Raw genomic sequence first — 16583 nt, forward strand, 5'->3', positions numbered from 1 at the left:
GACCCTGCCAACGCCACCAAGAGGGCAATGAGTCTCCTCAGCATGGCTGGTCCCAAAGCAGGTCCGAGTCGGAGACCTTCCAAGCACCCTTGTCCTTGACGAGCGTGTACTCAACCGGGGCGGGGTTGCGGAGCGGGTCTCCGTTGGGGTCCGTGAAGTCCGGTTGCCGGATCGCCCCGTCGTTCTTCCAGGTGACCTTGGTGCGGTCCTCGCAGTCGATGATCAGAATCGAGGTCCCGCGATTCCGCGGCTCGTCGAGCGTGTGTGCGTACTCCCCGGTCACCGTGACGTTTTCATTCATCATGCTCGCGACGGTGTGCTGCAACTGCAGAAACTCCTCACCGGTCGCGACCGGGTTGAGCGCCTTGAAGTTGATGTCCCGCTTCCGGTAAGCGAGGTCGCGTACCTCGAGGTACATCGCCAGCTGGGCCGCCGCCTTCTCCTCGGGGGTCTGCGGCGTCGGCGCAGTGCTCGTCGGGCTCGAGCTCGGCGTAGCGGTCGGGGTGTCCTCGGCCTCGGGGTCGGTGCCGTCGTCCGAGCAGCCCGTGAGGGTGAGGGCGAGGGCGAGGGCCACTCCCCCGAGTGCGGAGTGGTGCTTCCTCATGCGGTGTCTCCTCCTGTGTTGGGCGGCGCCATGACTGATCGCTGGCTGACGTCGGTGGCGATGTGCTCGAGGTGTTCTTCGGCAGCGTCGACGAGCTCGGCCAGCGAGCCGTTGTCGGCGGGGTCGATGCTGAATCGCTTGTCGGCGTCGTAGAGGGTGCGGACGGTGTCGCGGACGAAGACGGCTCTGGCGACGCGTCGGGCGTCGAGGTCGGGGCGGTCGCCGCCGGCCGCGACGTAGCGGCCGGTGAGCTCCTGGTTGAAGGTGGTCATGTGCTGGTGCTCCCTTCCCGAGTCAGCTCGCGAGCCAGCCGTGGGTACTGATGATGGTCTTCGTGCGCTCCGACAGTTCCATGGGGGCGTCGCCGTCGTCGGACCGGTTGCAGATCTCCTCGCGGAGGATCCGGTCGGCCTCGAGCTGGTCGCCCTCGGCCTTCATGACGTGGGCCAGGCACAGGCGGGTGCTCTCGCCGTCAGGGTCGGCCCGGTTGGCGACGTAGGCGGCGGAGCGGGCCTTGACCAGATCGCCTGCGGCGAGAGCCTCGGTGACGACGATGAGGGCGACGTCGGCGATCCAGCCTGAAGCCATGAGGTCGACGCGGTCGGGCTCGTTGACGAGCCAAGACCATCCCTCTTCACGCAGCTGGCTGAACGGCTTCGCCTCGCCGACCAGCTCGAGCGCGGTGCAGAGGTCGGCGACGCCTTCCGCGCCGCCCCGGGCCTGCCCGCGCTTGCGCAGTCGGAGGAAGAGGTGAAGGTCGACCAAGAGGCCGTCGTCGACCTGGTAGACGTTGACGCCGCGGAGCTTGGTGGCAGGGGCCTTGTCGGCGTGGGGCAGGTGGGGCTCTCCACTTGTGGGGTTGGTGCCCAGCCATTCGCGGACGGTGTTGGTGTAGTCGCGCACCTTGCCGGGGGTGATCCCGAATGCCTCGCCGATCTCCTCGCGGGTGGCTCCGTGCTTGCGGTGCAGGGCCAAGTACGCGAGGAGCTCGGTGAAGTAGGGCTTGCGCTTGGCCAGGGCCTTGCCGTGGGTGCGCGCGGTGACCGGACCGAGCAGGCTGAGCCGTGGACGGTCGCAGTCGGTCGAGAACCAGTCGGCGATGTCCTGGTCGAGAGTGGGGTCGCTCTGCTCGACCTCGGCTCGGACGTGCAAGGGCACCTTCGGCGCCAGCGTCTCGAGGTCCTCCTGCACGATCGCGCTCTGACGGATGTAGTCCTCGTCGTCGCCCTCCAGGAGGGAGGACAGCGGCTCGTCGACGGTGTCCGCGGGGGTGTTGCGCGGCAGGGTGTACTCGCGGCGCAGTGCCCCGGACTGGTCGGTGTAGGCCTCCCAGCCGTCGGTGACGGTCTCGTCGACCGGCACGGGGACGTCCTCGGCGACCTCGCTCTGTGCGTAGACCAGGGCGCAGCCGCGGGCTTCGTCGCTGGTGAGGCCGACGGCGATGAGGTTGAGGCCGGCGTGCTCGAGGACGACGCGGCCGGTGTTCGTCATGTGCAGGACGGCGCCCGGTGTGTTGGGGCGTTCGCCGGCGACGACGATGGAGGTGGCGGACTGCCCGACGTGGTTGGTGACCAGCTGCAGAAGCTGCTCAAGGTCCTCGGGGTCTCCGGCCGCCGCGTCGAGCAACAGCATCCGGGCGGGCCAGGTGTCGTCGTCGACGCTGCCGGTGCGCGCCGTGGACGCGTCGGTGTCGTGTCGCTTCGCCCGGTCGACCGTGGTAACGGCGGCCGCGAGGGCTTCCGCGGTCGCGGGTGACCCGGCTGCTCCGGTCGGGTAGTAGCTGATCCGCTCGTCCATGGCGACGGCTTCCTCAGCCACGCCGATGCAGTCGACCTGAACGCGGCGCGACCACGGGTTGACGGCCAGCTGCGCGGCGAGGTGGCGGGCGAAGTCCCGGCCGTAGGTCGGGTCGCCGCTGATGGTGAGGGTGGACAGCTCCTCGCAGTTGAGCAGCCACGTCTCGCCGGTGTCGCTCATGCCGATAGTGGCCAGAAGCGGGTAGGGCGGCTCGACGTTCCCTGTGTCGGGGCCGAGCTCGTCGACGGCGGTGTCCGTGCTCACGTGCCAGTGGGTCTGGTCCGGGCTGCCCACCCAGGGCGCCGGGACGGCGGCCGGCGCGCTCAGGTGCAGGGTCAGCTTGCCGTGCCCGAGCTCCACGGCGGCGAGCGGCGGCATCGTGGTGCCCTGCGCGCCGACGGCGGCCGCGAGGCGGCGCAGCGCCTCGTCCGCGAACTCCACGGTCGCCGCGGCCGCGGCACCGGTGGCGTTCAGGGTCATCTCGACCGGCGCGAGCTCCGGAGGCGGCGCGGCGATCGCGCGGCCGGGCGTCCGGTTCCGGTAGCCGGCGCGGCGGCGGGACCGCAGGGCCATGAGCAGCGCCCCGGACAGCAGGACGCCCCCGCCGGTCAGACCGGCGAGGACCCACGGCGCGTCGAGGATCGAGTCGTCAGCGTCGTCGACCTGGTCGACGTCGGCGGCCGGCGCCGCCGGCTCCTCGGCTTGGGGCGGCGCGTCGGGCACGGCCGTCTCGGGTACCTCGGGCACCTCAGGCTCGTGGGCGACCGGCGGCTCCTCCTCGGCCGGCGGGTCGACGGGCCGCTGGTCCTCGGGGCTGGCGGGCGTCTCGGGCTCGACGTCGCGCGGCTGCTGGTGCCGGGTGTCGTCGTGACTGCCCCCCTGCTCGGCGCCGGGGATGTTGAGCTTCCAGCCGACGTCGATGACGTCGGGGTCGGTCAGCTGGGCCCCGCCGGGCTGGGTGATGCCGGTGGAGGCCTGGTAGATCTCGGGCCAGCGGTCGGCGTCGCCGAGCTGCTCTTGGGCGATCTCGCTGAGGGTGTCGGTGGGCTGCACCGTGTAGTCGTGCGCCGGTGCCCCGCCGTTGACCGCGGGCAGTTTGAGTACCCAACCGGGCTCGAGGAAGCTCGGCTGCGCGCCGAGGAGGTCGCGGTTGAGTTCGACGAGCTCCTTGTAGCGGGCACCGTCGCCGAAGTGGTCCTCGGCGATCGACCACAGGCTCTCCCCCGGCTTCACAGCGTGGTCGACGGTCTTGCGCTGGCGCTCCTGCTTCGTCTCGACCTTGACGTCCTGCTGGGCGGGTGCCTGGTCGGCGGCACCGGCGTTGACATGTCCCACCGTCACCGGCGCCGCGGCGGCCGTGGTGATCGTGGCTGTCTGGGCGGCGATGGGCGCGGCGATGAACAGCAGAGCGGCGAGGCCGATGAGTCCGCGTGCTGCAGCCTGCGGCCGGCCCAGGCCCGGCAGCCGGGGCGCCTGGACCTTGCGGAGCCGTGCGATGGCCTCCACGACCAGGCTCAGCGCCATGAAGGCCCACGCGACCCAGCCGATCACCTTGAACAGGCCGAGGACGAGGGTGCCGTCGTCGGGCGCCATGAGCGCATTCTTGATGCCGTCCAGGGTCGGGACGTGGTCCGGGATTGGGCTGGCACTGATCGCGAGGAATAGTGCGGGCAGCCCGAGGACGATGCCGAGTACGGCGACCAAGGCTGCGAGGCCGGTGAGCCGCTGGCCCAGGGTGGGATGGGTGGGCGTGGTCATCTCTCGATGCCTCCTTCGGCGCGGATGAGCCGCGCGGACGCCTCCCCGGTGACCTGCATCGTGTCCAGGCCGATGATCCCGAGGAACTTGCTGGTGTATGTGTCGGTGGTGGTGACGATCAGGGTGTCGCCGTCGACGACGCGGACGGTTCCCTCCACGCCGGCGGCGCGGAGATAGTCCATGGCGGCCGTCTTGGCGGCGGTGAGGTCGACGCGGAGGTCCTCGCCGCGGACTGCGGTCGAGCCCTGAACCTCCTGGGCGCCGATGCGGGCGGCCTGGGCGGCAGCGCTGCGGGCTTGCTGCTGGGTGTGGACCTTGCCGCCGAGGTCGACGGCCATCCCGACGAGGATGATCATCGCCAGTGCTGCGGTAGCGAACCAGACGCTGATGGAGCCGCGCTCATCACGCGAGCGCCGCGTCGTGAGACTGCGGATGCGGGCGGTCATCATCGGCGCTCCCGGTAGGCGTCGACGGGGCTGCTGGCGGTGGCGGTGATCGTCCGGGTGCCGGGCAGGCCGGGGATGCTCAGGTCCGCCACGTCGACCTTGCAGGTCACGATGGCGGTGACCTGGGCGGTGGTTCCCAGCGGGGCGTTGAAGGCCGCAGCGTTGATCGTGATGTTGGTGGTCGTGCACTGCAGGCCCTGGTCGTGCATGCTGCTGGTGGCCGCGGACTTGCCGGAGGTGATGGCCTCGCTCTGGGTCCGCTCGATGGAGGCCGCTCGTGCCGCCTCGTAGGCGGCTGCGTCCACGGACTGCTTGGCGATCTCCACGCGGCCGCCGAGGATGATCATCGCCACGAACAGGCCGAAGGCCGGGACGCCGATCGCGGCCTCGATGGCCACCGACCCGCGCTCGTCCCGGCGCCGGCGGCGTGCGCTGGTCCGCCTCGTCTGCCTGGTCATTCGGTGAGCCTCTCGACCGGGACGCTGGCGCTCTGGGTGACGGTCACGTGCCAGCCGGGGATGACGCTCATGGACTTGCCCGTGACGGTGATCGTGGCGGTGGTCGTGGTCCGTGATCCGGAGACGCTGGTGGAGGTCATCACGTCGGAGCCTCCGGCGTCGTGGAGGAACGTGTTCGCCGTGGCCACACCGGCGTCGCGGGTGCCGGTCTCGCTGCCTGCCTCACGGGCGCCCTCCTGCGCGGCCGCGAGCGCTACCTGCTTCGCGTGGTAGTAAAGGGCGCCTTGGAGGCCGAGGAACATCAGCAGGAACAGCGCGGGCATCAGGAAGACCATCTGGATGGTCACCGACCCGCGCTCGTCCCGGCTGCGGCGGTGGCGGCTGGCGAACATGGCGGCCTACTTGATCTTGGCGGACTCGCTGGTCACGAAGAACTTGATGGCCGCGACGACGATGCCGACGATGACGATCACGGCGCCGGCCCACAGGACCTGCTCGATCGTGACGGAGCCGCGCTCGTCGCGCTGCCGGGTGACGCGGTCCTCGAGGGAGGCGAGCGAGGTCAGCGCCGCCATCTGGAGGGCGATAAAGAGCTTCAACATCGGGGTTCTTCCTTTCCTTGTTGTTCGGTTTGCGGTCTGGGTGACCCTGGTTCTTTGGGGTCGGCGTTAGGTCGGTCAGGTGGTGAAACGGAGCAGGGAGGGGGTGACGAGGATCGCCAGGAAGACGATGCCGAGCAGGCTGGCTGGGATGTACATGCGCTCGGAGGTGGCGTTGGCCTTGCCGACCTCGGCGCTGAGCATCGCCGACCGGAGTGCGGCGGCGCGGGCCCGGAGGTTGTTGTAGATCTGGGCTCCGTCCTGGCCGGACTGCTGCATGATGTCGGCGAGGTCATCGAGCTCGGGGACGGCGAGCTCGTCGGCGAGACCGTGCAGGGAGTCCCAGGGTGCGCGGGTCATGTAGCGGGCGCGGCGCAGCTCGCTCTCGATCCGCTTGAAGACCCACTTGTCGCCGACCTCGGCTGCCGAGCGCAGCGCCTGCTGGCCGCTGGATCCGTCGCGGACGCCGGTGGCCACCATGTCGATGTAGGCGCCCAGGGCGCGGCTGAACTCGATGCGGGCCTTCTTGGCGTCGTCGGCGGCGTTGTAGTTGGGCATGAACCAGAACAGGGCTGCCAGGGCCAGCGAGCCGAGCGTCGGAATGGCGAACGGCAGCGGAAGGCCGATCAGAGTGAAGAAGGCGGCCAGCAGCGGCGGCATGATCAGGCCGAGCAGTGCCCAGACGACCTTCTCGCCGTGGAACCGGGTCTCGCTGATCTGCAGGATGGCCAGGTCCTTGCGAGGCGTGTGGGCCCAGGCGCCGCCGGGCAGGTTCTTCATCGCCCACAAGCCGATCCGATCGACCGCCGAGCCGGCGCCGGTGTCGACGTCGAGGCCGGGAGTGTTGCGGCGGGGCACGACGTGGTCAGGTGAGAGACGGTCCAGCGCGTCGACCAGGTCGGGGTCGGAGGGCGCGAGGCGCCATACGAGCAGGGCGAGGGCCAGTCCGATGAGGGTGCCGCTGGCGAGCGCGATCTGCAGGCCGGTCATGCGAGCGCTCCTTCCTTCTCGCCCGGTGCCGTGCGCTGGGCGGCGCGGTGGGCGTTGCGGGCCTGGAGGTCGAGGAACCGCGGGAGCGGCTTGGCGACAGCCATCCGGCGCATCCACAGCAGCGTGGCCACGTAGGCCGAGAGCAGGACGGCGAGGATGACCTGGCCCAGCGGGGACCCGTAGGGCTCGATGTAGTCCCCGGTGAAGGCGAGCATGCCCAGCACACCGAGGGTGATCACGGTGACGGTGCGGGCGGTGGTGCGGGGCTTGGCCTGGTCGGCGGCAATCTGGCGGCGAGCGCGCACGTCGGAGGCGACGGTCTCAGCGAGGGCGTCCAAGGCCTTCGACAGTCCGGCCTGGCCGCGGCCGCTGGCGGCAAGGATCAGCTGGCTGGCGACGACGTCGCCGGTGGAGTCGTTGAGGTCCTCGGCGAAGGCGCGCAGCACGTCCTCGGTGCTGGCGGTGTTGTTCCACAACCGGGAGACCATCAGTCCGACCTCGCGCTCGATCGGCGCCGGCGCGGACTGCAGGGACTTAATGAGCGCCGAGCGCAGGGACTGGCCGGCGGTCAGCTTGCCCGACAGGGACCGCGTCCACTCCTCGAGCGCCTCGAGCTTCTCGATGCTCGCGGCCGCCGGCGGGGGCGTCAGCAACAGCGGGATACCGACGATCCCGGCCGGGACGAGCACGATCGCGATCACCCAGCCGGTCACCAGCGCGACCAGGAGGCCAGCCACGGCACCGCCGACCATCAGCATCCGGGTGCGCCGGTCGAGCCGGACGAACCAGTTCCCCAGCCGCCCGAACGGGGTGACGGTCCGGGCGGGCCGCGGCGGCTCGGGCGGGGCGGGGATTAGCGCGTAGACCATCCCGATCAGACCGATGACGATGAGCGCCCCGAAGACGGCGGGCAGGAACGCAGTGCTCATGAGGTGGCCACCCCCGGGTTGGCCTGGGACTCGGCCTTGTACACCTCGAGGTCGAACCCATGCCGCGCCAGCTCCTGGGCGAGGAAGTTGTCAAGCTTGCCGGTCGCGACGGCCTGGCCGAGCTGGTTAGGGGCGAAGATCGGGGTGGTGGCGTATCCCCTGGCGGCGTCGATGCTGGGCTGGACGACCAGGACCTCCTCGACCCAGCGCTGCTTGCGGAAGGTGCCGTCGGGATTGGCGACGACCTCCGAGCGCAGGTACATCACGATGTCGATCGCGGCGGCCAGCTTGCTGATTGCCAGCTCGCGGGTGACCTGGGGGCCTTTCTCCATGGCGCAGGAGACGAGCTTCTCGATCGTGTGCTCGGCACTGCGGGCGTGGGTGGTGCTGATCGAGCCCGGCCCGGACTCCATGGCCTTGAGCATGTTCCAGACCTCCGGGCCGCGGACCTCACCGACGATCTGGCGGGCGAGGTTGAACCGGAAGGAGTGGTGGATGGCCTCCTCGAGGCTGAACTCACCGGCCTGGCGGCCGTCGATGCCGACCTCGCCGGATCCGGGGCGGTGCTCCCACGCGTGGACGATCTTGTGGCGGTCGACGAGCTCGTGCAGGTGCAGCTCGAACTCGGTCTCGAAGGTGCCGATCATCTCCCAGGGCGGGATGCACGAGCACAGGGCCCGGACCCAAGTGGTCTTGCCGCTGCCTTGGACCCCGGAGACGACGATGCTCTTGCCCGCGCGCACGCAGGTTGCGACGAAGTCGGCCAGGACCGCGCTGCACGCCTTGCGGTCGTAGACCATCTCGTCCATCGACACCTCGCGCATGCTGTGGCGACGGATCACGACGGAGGTGTAGGCCATCACCCAGGAGCCGGCCGCGAGCCGCGCTCCCCCGGGCAGCCGGAGGTCCAGGTGCGGCCGGGCCTCGGTGAAGGGCCGGTTCTGCCGTGCGCCTAGGTCGGAGAGGAACTCGCGCAGTTCGTCCTCGGAGTCGGCGATCGGGGCGGCCTCCACAAGGGTGCCGTCGACCAGCTCCAGCCACACCGAGCAGACCGGGCCGCGGGCGATGACGATGATGTTCTCGACGTCCTCGCGCTCGACCAGGGGCTGCAGGCGGCCGAGCCCGAACAGGGCGGCGTGGAGGGCGGACTTGAGTGCCTTCTCGTGGTCCTTCGTCCACGGCGGACGGCCGGTCGAGACCAACGTCTCGGCCTCGGATTTGATGAGCTCCTCGATGACGTCGAGGCCCATCTGCTCGCGGTCCTCCTCGGTCACCCGACCACCTTCCTTGTCGAGCCGGGCGGTCAGTCGCGACGAGATCTCAGCGCGGTATTGCGCGATCAGCTCCCAGTCCAGCTCGACCTCGCCATCCGTGCCGCGGGTGTCTTGGTGCTCCTCCGGTGCGGGCGCCACAAGCGGGCGCAGGCTGAACTCCGAGCGGGCGCGGCCAGGCAGCTGGCCCTCGCCTTCGCTGGTCCAGGCGCCGGCGAAGATCGGCAGCGAGGTCGGGTCGTCGTCCTCGACGACCGGCGGGGGCGGCGGGGTGCCGTTGGAACCGCGTCCTCGGGCGAACGGCGAGGTCTGCTCACGGTTCGCGGCATGGCGGGCCTCAAGCCACTCGTCTGCGCGCAGCGGGTCGCGGCCGTTGGTCTCCGGGTGGTGTCCGTTGGTGCTCATGCGTGACCTCCGTTCGTGGGAGCGAGGGCGGCCTGGTTGGCGCCGAGGATGGACTGGATTGCGGCGGTGCTGCCCCGGTAGCCGCGCCGCAGTCCGGAGGACTCGAACTTGCGTGGCTTGCGGGCGCCGTGGGAGTAGACCTCGGCCACCTCGGGCTCCCAGTCCACGGAGGCGACCACGGGGATCTGGAGGGCCTTGGCGATGTGGCGTGCGGTGTAGGGCCGGACTCGGGCGCCGGTGGGAAGCGAGGGCCAGCGTCGCTCCTCGTCGACGAGGAGTCCCCCGAGACGGGAGAGCCCACCGACCGCGGCGAACTGTGCCCGCAGGGTCTTGGCCCAGCTGGTGGCGCCGGCCAGGGCCGGCAGCGAGCTGCGGGTGACGAGCAGGGTCAGGTCGGAGGCAGCGATCAGCGGCTGGGGCCAGCCGGCGAGGCCGAGTCGTCCGGCGTCGACGATGACGTCCTGGCCGTTGCGGTCGAGGGCGCGCAGTTGCTCGGTGAGCGGTTCCCACAGGGGCAGCAGGCTGGGGGCCTGCTCGTGGGCCCGGATGCCGGGTAGGAACCAAGCAGACCGCTCGGCTGGCGCCTCGGGGTCCAGCAGCAGCGTCTCCCGGGGCAGCGCGTCCGCCAGCGTTCCCTCGCGCAGGGAGAGAGCGAGGTTGATCAGGCCGCCGGTCGGCTCCTGGGCGCCCTGGAAGTAGCCGGCGAAGACCGAGGAGGATCCGGTCGGGTCTGCGTCGACCAGGAGCACGGGTCGGTGCCAGTTGAGGGTTAGCCCGAGCGCCGTGGTGGACACGCCGGGCGAACCGCTCGCGGAGGCCAGGACGATCACCGCCATGCCTCAGCGCTCCCGGGCGTCCAGGACGAGTGCGACCCGTCCGGTGGCAGCCCGGGCAGCCAGTTCGGCCGCCTCGGCTTCGGGCACCGCGACGTCGACGACGGTCTCCCCCGTCTCCTCGACCCGGTTAACACCAACGACGGTGGCCTCGATGGTGACCGGCTCCCTGTCGGTGATCTCGCCCTGGTCGCCGGGCGTGGTGACGATCCGGACGACGTCGCCGCCGTAGAGCGGCTCTGACGGCATCTGCGCGGGAGTAAGGCTGATGCCTACCAGGGACTCTCCTTCCCCCGGCACCAGGTTGTCGGTGACTGCCTGCGCGGTGAGCAGAGTGCCGGCCCACAGGTCGACGGCAGCGCGGCTGCCCTCGAGCTCGGCCTTCTGGCTGCCGGGGACCGCGGTCAACGCCGGGTCGACGCTGACCCGCACGACGGCGAGGTCGCCGGCCTCGATGGTGTCGCCACGCTTGATGTCGTTGCTGACGACCAGGACCTCTTGGGTGTCGTTAACCGAGGTGAACGCGAACGCGGTCCCCAGGCCGCCGGCAGCGACAAGAGCCGCGCAGAGTGCCAGGACCCAACGCCTGCGGCGGCGCCTCAGTAGTGGGAAATGGTTGTGGTCGGGAGGTGCCTTGATACTGGCGCCAACCTCGTCCCGTGCTTGTTGAGCAGTGTTCATCGACATGGATCCCCGAGTCCTCTCTTGTCTCGATCACCTACGTGTCAAGACGTGCCGGGAGCGGTCATCGCGAGCCCGACTCGATAGAAACACACTAGTGCATTTCTATCGAGCGAATCGTTATCCACAGCTGACCGATTCCGAGATGTCATCGCCCGAGTCCTGACCGGAAGTGGTTGCGTGGCCCAATCCCCCCGATGGGACAGAGCGCTCGCACGCACCGAACATCCAGGTCAATGGGACCACAAATCATGCGGACTTTTCGGGAGGAATATCTCCCTGTGGATTACGGTCAACTCGGCGCCAGGCGCGCCCGTCTACGGCGCTAGACCTACCCGCGCCGCAGACGCTGCTGCCGGGCTTCCTGGAAGGCCGCGGCGACGACGTCGACTGTGTCCCCCAACCCACGCGCGAGACTCTCAAGCTGCCTGGCTGCTGGGAGTCGGGTCCAACGGCCTTGCTCCCAGGCGTAGTAGGTCGGCACAGCCACGTTGACGGCCGCAGCCAACTCGGGCACCGTCAGCCCCGCCTTCAAACGCAGTGCTCTGAGATCAGGAACCTCACCCTCCATGTGAATTAGACGAAGGATCGGGATGTCGAGCGCTCTAGCAAGCTTGACCAAGAAGCCCGGCCGAGGAACCGACGCGCCCAGCTCCCAACGAGATATGCGCTCCCCACCGGCGGCACCAACTAGACGCGCCAACTCATGCTGGGTCAGGCCCGCCTTCTCGCGAGCGGCGCGCAGCACTGAGGGGTCGATTCCGGAATCCATCGCTGACAGACACTAGTCGGAGCAAGCGGGAGCCCCCGCCGCGAATCTCCCCACAAGTTGAGCGACCTACGTGATACCCGCGCTGGGCAGAGGGCGCTGGGACACGCCGCTGACTTGAGGTGGAGCGTGACAACGACGATGCCTACCGGTCCTCTCGAAAGGCGTGGGCCTCATCACATCCGGACGCCCGCAGGTAGCACCGCCTCTGAACCGCGCCTGCCTCGTACTGTCGGTGGCGACTCGTACCCTCAAAGAGCCGAGGCTCTCCAGATTCCTCGGCAGAAGCGAGGTGACCGGGTGGGAAGCGGTAAGCAGGTCAGCCGCAGCGCGCACATCGGCGATGCTGGTATTGCCCTTATCCACCAGCGGGTCAGCGCCATGGATCACGTCTGGCACGAGCGCACAGTCGACGCCGGGATCGATGGCACGATCGAGCTGCGCGACCCTGCGACGGGCGAAGTCAGCAACTGCCACCTTCAGGTGCAAAGCAAGGCCAGCGACAACGACTTCCCCGGTGAAACCGCCGACCGGTTCCACTACGACTGCGACGAGCGCGACCTGGACTACTGGATGAAGTCTTCAATGCCCGTCCTGCTGGTCTGCTCACACCCCAAGCGGGGCGAAGCCTGGTGGGCGCACATCCAGTCCTACTTCGCGGATCCCGCCCGTCGCGCCAGCGGACGTGTGGACTTCAACAAGATCACCATGTCCCTTGAAGGGGACGTCTCCGACCGGCTGTTCGCGGTTGCGGATCCTCACGGCCGCGCGCACACGCCCGTCGCTGATCTGCGTGATGAAACCCTGGAGTCGAACCTGCTGCCTGTGACGATGCCCGACGTGTTCTGGGCATACGACGCCGCAGTCACACTCCCCCGGAAGGTCTACGACCTACAGCGCGAGAGCAGCCTCGACATCCGAGACGACTTCACCCTCTTCGGCGGCCGGCTGCTGACGTGGAGCCCCGTCGAGGACACCGCGCTGGCGGGCGCGGTGAACGGTGACCCGACGATCGAGGCCACCGGCGAACTGCTCGACGGCAGCCCGGACAGCGAGCGAATACTGGTGCGCTTGCTCAACAACGCCTTCCGGCAAGACCTCCGCGATGACTGCGCCTTCCACGGCAAGCGCCACATGCTCTACTTCCGCGCCACCGACGACCTGTCGCCACGGAGCTGGAACACTAGCGGCACCCATTGGCGCTCCGTCTTCAAGCCGCACGCCAAGAAGACCAACCCATCGCAGGTCAGCTATTACAAGCACGCCGGCCTCAAGTGGCAGTTCCTCAACCTCGACGACGAGTGGTTCTGCGCCCTGACGCCCGACTACTACTACTCGATCGACGGCTACCGCGAGTCGCGGTTCACAGCCCAGTACCTGAGCGGCATCAAGCGGCTCGAACGTAACCCCGCTGTGCTCGGCGAGACCCGCATGTGGGCCGCCATCCTCGCCGGTCGCGAGGGCGGCCATGACAGCTTGTTCAGCCAGAACGAGCGCATCCTCGACTTCGGCAAACTCGTCACCTTCGACACCGACCGCGGCATCGACGAGGCGAAGTGGAAGCGAGCGGCAGAGGCGTCGGATCCGACCGATCCTCTGGCTGACGGGGAGCTGGCGGAGACGGCATGAAACTCACGTTCATCGAAGAACCGGACCTGGAATTCGGCAACGGCAGCCGCCACATCGACCCACGTAGCGGCATCAACAACTACGGTCCGGCCGACCTGAGCCATGCGGGAGTCCGGACGATCCAGATCGGCATCGTCGGCACCAAGGAGGCCATCGATGGGGTCAAGGCATGGCTCGACCGCTGCCGCGAACCAATTGCACCCAAAGAAAGCCCGCTATCGCACCTCTACTTGCCGTTTCCTGGGTTCCATACCAGCGTCGGCTTCCGCTCGACGATCATCTGGAACGGGCGGTTGGAGCGCACACTCGACAAGCGAGCCCTGGAGAACATCGCAACGCTGAGTCCGCTGCAGGCTGTGCAGAAGGGCGTCGAACTGTACGAGGCCGAGCTGAGAACGCTCGATGAGGAACCCAACTGCGACGTGATCATCGTCTGCCGTCCCGACGATCTGCCGGAACGCGAGGAGCCGAAGACCAACCCTGACCGACCGTGGGAGCAACCAAGAGCTGCGTCTATCGGCTTCGACTTCCACGAACTGCTGAAGGCACGCTCGCTGAGCGGTAGTCGTCCTATCCAAATTATCCGACGCGAGACCTGGGACCCGACCTACAAGCCGAAGGGCCGCGACAGGCGACGCCAGCAGGACGAGGCAACCAAGGCCTGGAACCTGCACACGGCGCTGTACTACAAGGCCGGCGGCGTGCCATGGCGGATGACCCGCCATGTCCGGGACCTCACGACCTGCTACGTCGGCGTCGCCTTCTACCGGAGCACCGACAACGAAACACTGCAGACGAGCGTGGCGCAGGTCTTCAACGAGCGCGGCGACGGGGTGATCGTCCGTGGCGCCCAGGCCACTCAGTCGAAGGACGACCGACAGCCACACCTCACCGGCGACGACGCCAAGGACCTCCTTGAGCAGTCGCTGGCCCGTTACCGCATCGAGCACAAGACGGCACCCGCACGCGTCATGCTGCACAAGACCTCTTCGTTCACGCCTGAAGAGTTGGAGGGCTTCCGGGCTGCCGCCGAGGCGGAGCGCCTGGCCATGCTCGAACTCGTCTGGATCCCACGCGAGGACTCCCCCCGGCTGTTTCGGCAAGGCGAGCAGACGACCCTACGAGGCACGCTCCTGTCGCTCACTGACACCCGGCACCTGCTCTACACCCGTGGGAGCGTTCCGTTCTACCGGACTTACCCAGGGATGTACGTGCCGTCGGCACTCCCCTTCCGCCTTGTCGACGTGCAGTCGAGCGCGGCCGAGATCGCGACTGAGCTGCTCGCGCTCTCCAAGATGAACTGGAACGCCACCCAACTCGACGGACGGGTGCCCATCACGCTGCGCACAGCTGACTCGATCGGCCGGATCCTGAAGCACCTCGGCCCGAATGAACGCCCGGCGCCGCGATACGCCTACTACATGTGACTTGGCTCGGTGGGTGAAGCTGGGTTTGAGCTCGTCGCTTCTTCGGATCGCATCGGCCAGCACAAGACGGCCAAGCATCGAGAGGTGCCCGCTCCGAGCCGCCGGCGAAGTGCGCGCCGCCCTCCGCGAGTTCACGCACAGCCTCAACACCCCAGACAGCGTTAACGTCCTCGCAGCTCGGCCCCGCCTCGCCGAGGCACCCGCGACGTCCCCAACGCGCCCAACGGCACCGAGGCGGTAGTTTGAGGACGAGGACGTCTTCGTAGTTGAACGCCCCTGAAGGGCCGACAATCGCTCGGCTGTTACAAACGGGATACAAATCGCCTGAACGAATCGGAGTTTGCGCAGGTTAGCATGGGTCAGTCAGTCAGTACTACGACATCTGAAACAGAGCCCGACAGGGCCTCTGACCTGCACGAACGCGCGGCCCCGCGGAGGATTCCCCCAGGTTTCCCCCAGCGGGGCCGTGGCGCGTCCACCCGGTCCCCCGCACCGCCTCGCCCCCGCCGCGGGCCCACCCGAGTCCCCGGGCCGGCGACCGCCCCCACGGCCACCGCGAGGCCGACCATCCCGCCGGCGAGCCGCCCGGGGCTCCAGACCCCGGGGCTCAAGGGAGCGCTCGGCGGGGTGCCCGACCGCGTGCCCGGCGGCGAGCTCGGCGTACCCGCGGTGCGCCGCGGTCGGCGCGGTGGGGTCGCGATGAGCCGCCACGCACCGGTCGAGACCGTCGGCCGGGTGCGGGTCTTCGCCCCGACCGCGGGATGCCCTATCCACCGGTTGCGCTGGACCGAGCCCGACGGGACCCCGGGCGACACCACCGCCGGACGGGACCGCGTCGCCGCCCTCGCGAAGGCCACCACGCTCGACCAGCGGCTTGCACGAGCGGGGGGCGCGGCGGCCCTGGCCCCGCTGGGCGACGTCCTCGCTGCCTACCTGGCCGACGGCACCAGCCCCTACACCGACCGGCCCTGGCGGGCCTCGACGCGCACCCAGATCAAGAACAACCTCACCCGCACCCTCCGCGGCCACGAGCAGGTGCTCGCCCTGGACCTCGACCGGGCGTTGTGCGACCAGATGCGCGCGCAGGCCGGCACCCCGCACATGGTCCGAATCAACACCACCGCCTTGCGGGCGCTCCTGCTCTGGGGCTACCGCCACCACCCCAGCTACTTCACCGCCGAGCAGGCCGAGTACCTCTCCCCCGGCGTCGTGATGCCCCGCCCCACGCTCGCCGGGACCCCCGCGCCGCCACGACGCGACCGCACCCGCCGCGTCGGGCAGTCCAGCGGCTACCACCAGGACGAGGACGCCCCGTCGGGCGCCCAGGTCGTCGCCCTCGGCGCAGCACTCGAGGATCGGGTCGGGCCGTGGGGTCGGCTCGCCCCCGAGGTCGCAGCCGGCTGCGGACCACGCTGGGGCGAACAGTTCCAGCTCACCGCCGACGACGCCCACCCCGACGGCTGCCCGCTGGCGCAGGCCCCGCACCTGCACCTCGACTGGCAAATCGACGCCGGCGCCCATGCCGGGGATCTTGCCGGGCGACGATGTCGACCCAAGGGCGACAAGACCCGCTTCGCGCCGCTGCCCGACATCTCCTTCACCGGCTACCCCCTCCGCACCGCGCTCACGTCGCGCCGCGACGCAGCCCGCGCCGAGCAGCATGACGGACACAACCCCGAAGCACTGCTCTTCCCTTCCTCGCGCTACCTGCTGTGGTGGCACTCCGCCTTCGAGGCCGATGTCCTCATCCCGGCCATGCGCAGCGCCGGCTGGCCGCTGGTGGCGTGGACCGAGACCCAGGACGTGTGGGACCGCGCTCAGCGGCGCTACGTCCGCCAGACCCGTCCGCGCACGCTCTCCTGAATCGCCCTGGGTTTGTTGGAGGCTCCATCGTTTGGAAACGAGGATGGCCTCATGCCGAAGGACGTCACACCAGGCAAGCCGACCACGCGTCGCTACAGCGCTGAGGAGAAGGCTGCTGCGGTGC

General features: G+C 69.3%; 16 protein-coding genes. 3 read left to right on the plus strand and 13 right to left on the minus strand.

What is annotated here, in order from left to right; genetic code table 11:
• Positions 1-37 precede the first annotated feature (37 nt).
• The 13 genes from FZC61_RS16140 to FZC61_RS24090 form a co-directional block, all read right to left on the minus strand.
• A complete protein-coding gene (locus FZC61_RS16140; protein ID WP_148615185.1) occupies positions 38-604 on the minus strand; it encodes a hypothetical protein in 567 nt (188 codons plus the stop codon).
• Entirely contained in the window at positions 601-876 is a 276-nt protein-coding gene (locus tag FZC61_RS16145) for a hypothetical protein (RefSeq protein ID WP_148615186.1), read from the minus strand. Before FZC61_RS16145 ends, FZC61_RS16140 begins: the two co-directional genes overlap by 4 nt.
• A gap of 22 nt (positions 877-898) precedes the next feature.
• The gene (locus FZC61_RS16150) at positions 899-4159 is read right to left on the minus strand and encodes a LysM peptidoglycan-binding domain-containing protein (protein WP_148615187.1); all 3261 of its coding nucleotides are present in this window, start codon (positions 4157-4159) and stop codon (positions 899-901) included.
• A complete protein-coding gene (locus FZC61_RS16155) occupies positions 4156-4605 on the minus strand; it encodes a TadE/TadG family type IV pilus assembly protein (protein WP_246142730.1) in 450 nt (149 codons plus the stop codon). The genes FZC61_RS16150 and FZC61_RS16155 overlap by 4 nt, the downstream gene beginning before the upstream one ends.
• The gene (locus FZC61_RS16160) at positions 4605-5063 is read right to left on the minus strand and encodes a TadE/TadG family type IV pilus assembly protein (RefSeq protein ID WP_148615189.1); all 459 of its coding nucleotides are present in this window, start codon (positions 5061-5063) and stop codon (positions 4605-4607) included. Before FZC61_RS16160 ends, FZC61_RS16155 begins: the two co-directional genes overlap by 1 nt.
• Positions 5060-5455, minus strand: coding sequence for a TadE/TadG family type IV pilus assembly protein (locus FZC61_RS16165; protein ID WP_148615190.1), 396 nt, complete (start codon positions 5453-5455; stop codon positions 5060-5062). The genes FZC61_RS16160 and FZC61_RS16165 overlap by 4 nt, the downstream gene beginning before the upstream one ends.
• Before the next feature lie 6 nt (positions 5456-5461).
• A complete protein-coding gene (locus tag FZC61_RS16170) occupies positions 5462-5665 on the minus strand; it encodes a hypothetical protein (protein WP_011755675.1) in 204 nt (67 codons plus the stop codon).
• 75 nt (positions 5666-5740) lie between these two features.
• Complete coding sequence (locus FZC61_RS16175; RefSeq protein WP_148615191.1) at positions 5741-6652, minus strand: type II secretion system F family protein; 912 nt, start codon at positions 6650-6652, stop codon at positions 5741-5743.
• Complete coding sequence (locus tag FZC61_RS16180) at positions 6649-7581, minus strand: type II secretion system F family protein (protein WP_056886570.1); 933 nt, start codon at positions 7579-7581, stop codon at positions 6649-6651. Before FZC61_RS16180 ends, FZC61_RS16175 begins: the two co-directional genes overlap by 4 nt.
• Positions 7578-9257 (minus strand): TadA family conjugal transfer-associated ATPase, encoded by a 1680-nt coding sequence (locus FZC61_RS16185; protein WP_148615192.1) that lies wholly within the window; start codon positions 9255-9257, stop codon positions 7578-7580. The genes FZC61_RS16180 and FZC61_RS16185 overlap by 4 nt, the downstream gene beginning before the upstream one ends.
• The gene (locus tag FZC61_RS16190; protein ID WP_148615193.1) at positions 9254-10093 is read right to left on the minus strand and encodes a CpaE/TadZ family protein; all 840 of its coding nucleotides are present in this window, start codon (positions 10091-10093) and stop codon (positions 9254-9256) included. Before FZC61_RS16190 ends, FZC61_RS16185 begins: the two co-directional genes overlap by 4 nt.
• A gap of 3 nt (positions 10094-10096) precedes the next feature.
• The gene (locus FZC61_RS16195; RefSeq protein WP_246142731.1) at positions 10097-10777 is read right to left on the minus strand and encodes an SAF domain-containing protein; all 681 of its coding nucleotides are present in this window, start codon (positions 10775-10777) and stop codon (positions 10097-10099) included.
• A 325-nt stretch (positions 10778-11102) separates the two neighbouring features.
• Positions 11103-11543: a helix-turn-helix domain-containing protein gene (locus tag FZC61_RS24090; protein ID WP_148615194.1), complete on the minus strand. Its 441-nt coding sequence runs from the start codon at positions 11541-11543 to the stop codon at positions 11103-11105.
• 297 nt (positions 11544-11840) lie between these two features.
• Here FZC61_RS24090 and FZC61_RS16205 point away from each other — a divergent pair, with 297 nt between their 5' ends.
• The 3 genes from FZC61_RS16205 to FZC61_RS16215 all read left to right on the plus strand — a co-directional run bounded on the left by FZC61_RS16205 (position 11841) and on the right by FZC61_RS16215 (position 16459).
• Positions 11841-13169: a DUF4365 domain-containing protein gene (locus FZC61_RS16205; protein WP_148615195.1), complete on the plus strand. Its 1329-nt coding sequence runs from the start codon at positions 11841-11843 to the stop codon at positions 13167-13169.
• Positions 13166-14596, plus strand: a complete 1431-nt coding sequence (locus FZC61_RS16210) for an argonaute/piwi family protein (RefSeq protein WP_148615196.1) — start codon at positions 13166-13168, stop codon at positions 14594-14596. The genes FZC61_RS16205 and FZC61_RS16210 overlap by 4 nt, the downstream gene beginning before the upstream one ends.
• Before the next feature lie 627 nt (positions 14597-15223).
• The gene (locus tag FZC61_RS16215) at positions 15224-16459 is read left to right on the plus strand and encodes a hypothetical protein (protein WP_148615197.1); all 1236 of its coding nucleotides are present in this window, start codon (positions 15224-15226) and stop codon (positions 16457-16459) included.
• The last annotated feature ends 124 nt before the right edge of the window (positions 16460-16583 follow it).

The sequence above is a fragment of the Nocardioides rubriscoriae genome (genome assembly GCF_008087085.1).
GTDB classification, from domain to species: domain Bacteria; phylum Actinomycetota; class Actinomycetes; order Propionibacteriales; family Nocardioidaceae; genus Nocardioides; species Nocardioides rubriscoriae.

Excerpts from the sequence above, each read along its gene's own strand:
- FZC61_RS16170 (WP_011755675.1), bottom strand. The coding sequence starts at position 5,665 with ATGTTGAAGCTCTTTATCGCCCTCCAGATGGCGGCGCTGACCTCGCTC.
- FZC61_RS16195 (WP_246142731.1), bottom strand. The coding sequence starts at position 10,777 with ATGTCGATGAACACTGCTCAACAAGCACGGGACGAGGTTGGCGCCAGT.
- FZC61_RS16160 (WP_148615189.1), bottom strand. The coding sequence starts at position 5,063 with ATGACCAGGCAGACGAGGCGGACCAGCGCACGCCGCCGGCGCCGGGAC.
- FZC61_RS16190 (WP_148615193.1), bottom strand. The coding sequence starts at position 10,093 with ATGGCGGTGATCGTCCTGGCCTCCGCGAGCGGTTCGCCCGGCGTGTCC.
- FZC61_RS16165 (WP_148615190.1), bottom strand. The coding sequence starts at position 5,455 with ATGTTCGCCAGCCGCCACCGCCGCAGCCGGGACGAGCGCGGGTCGGTG.
- FZC61_RS16140 (WP_148615185.1), bottom strand. The coding sequence starts at position 604 with ATGAGGAAGCACCACTCCGCACTCGGGGGAGTGGCCCTCGCCCTCGCC.
- FZC61_RS16210 (WP_148615196.1), top strand. The coding sequence starts at position 13,166 with ATGAAACTCACGTTCATCGAAGAACCGGACCTGGAATTCGGCAACGGC.
- FZC61_RS16175 (WP_148615191.1), bottom strand. The coding sequence starts at position 6,652 with ATGACCGGCCTGCAGATCGCGCTCGCCAGCGGCACCCTCATCGGACTG.
- FZC61_RS16155 (WP_246142730.1), bottom strand. The coding sequence starts at position 4,605 with ATGACCGCCCGCATCCGCAGTCTCACGACGCGGCGCTCGCGTGATGAG.
- FZC61_RS16185 (WP_148615192.1), bottom strand. The coding sequence starts at position 9,257 with ATGAGCACCAACGGACACCACCCGGAGACCAACGGCCGCGACCCGCTG.
- FZC61_RS24090 (WP_148615194.1), bottom strand. The coding sequence starts at position 11,543 with ATGGATTCCGGAATCGACCCCTCAGTGCTGCGCGCCGCTCGCGAGAAG.
- FZC61_RS16145 (WP_148615186.1), bottom strand. The coding sequence starts at position 876 with ATGACCACCTTCAACCAGGAGCTCACCGGCCGCTACGTCGCGGCCGGC.
- FZC61_RS16180 (WP_056886570.1), bottom strand. The coding sequence starts at position 7,581 with ATGAGCACTGCGTTCCTGCCCGCCGTCTTCGGGGCGCTCATCGTCATC.
- FZC61_RS16150 (WP_148615187.1), bottom strand. The coding sequence starts at position 4,159 with ATGACCACGCCCACCCATCCCACCCTGGGCCAGCGGCTCACCGGCCTC.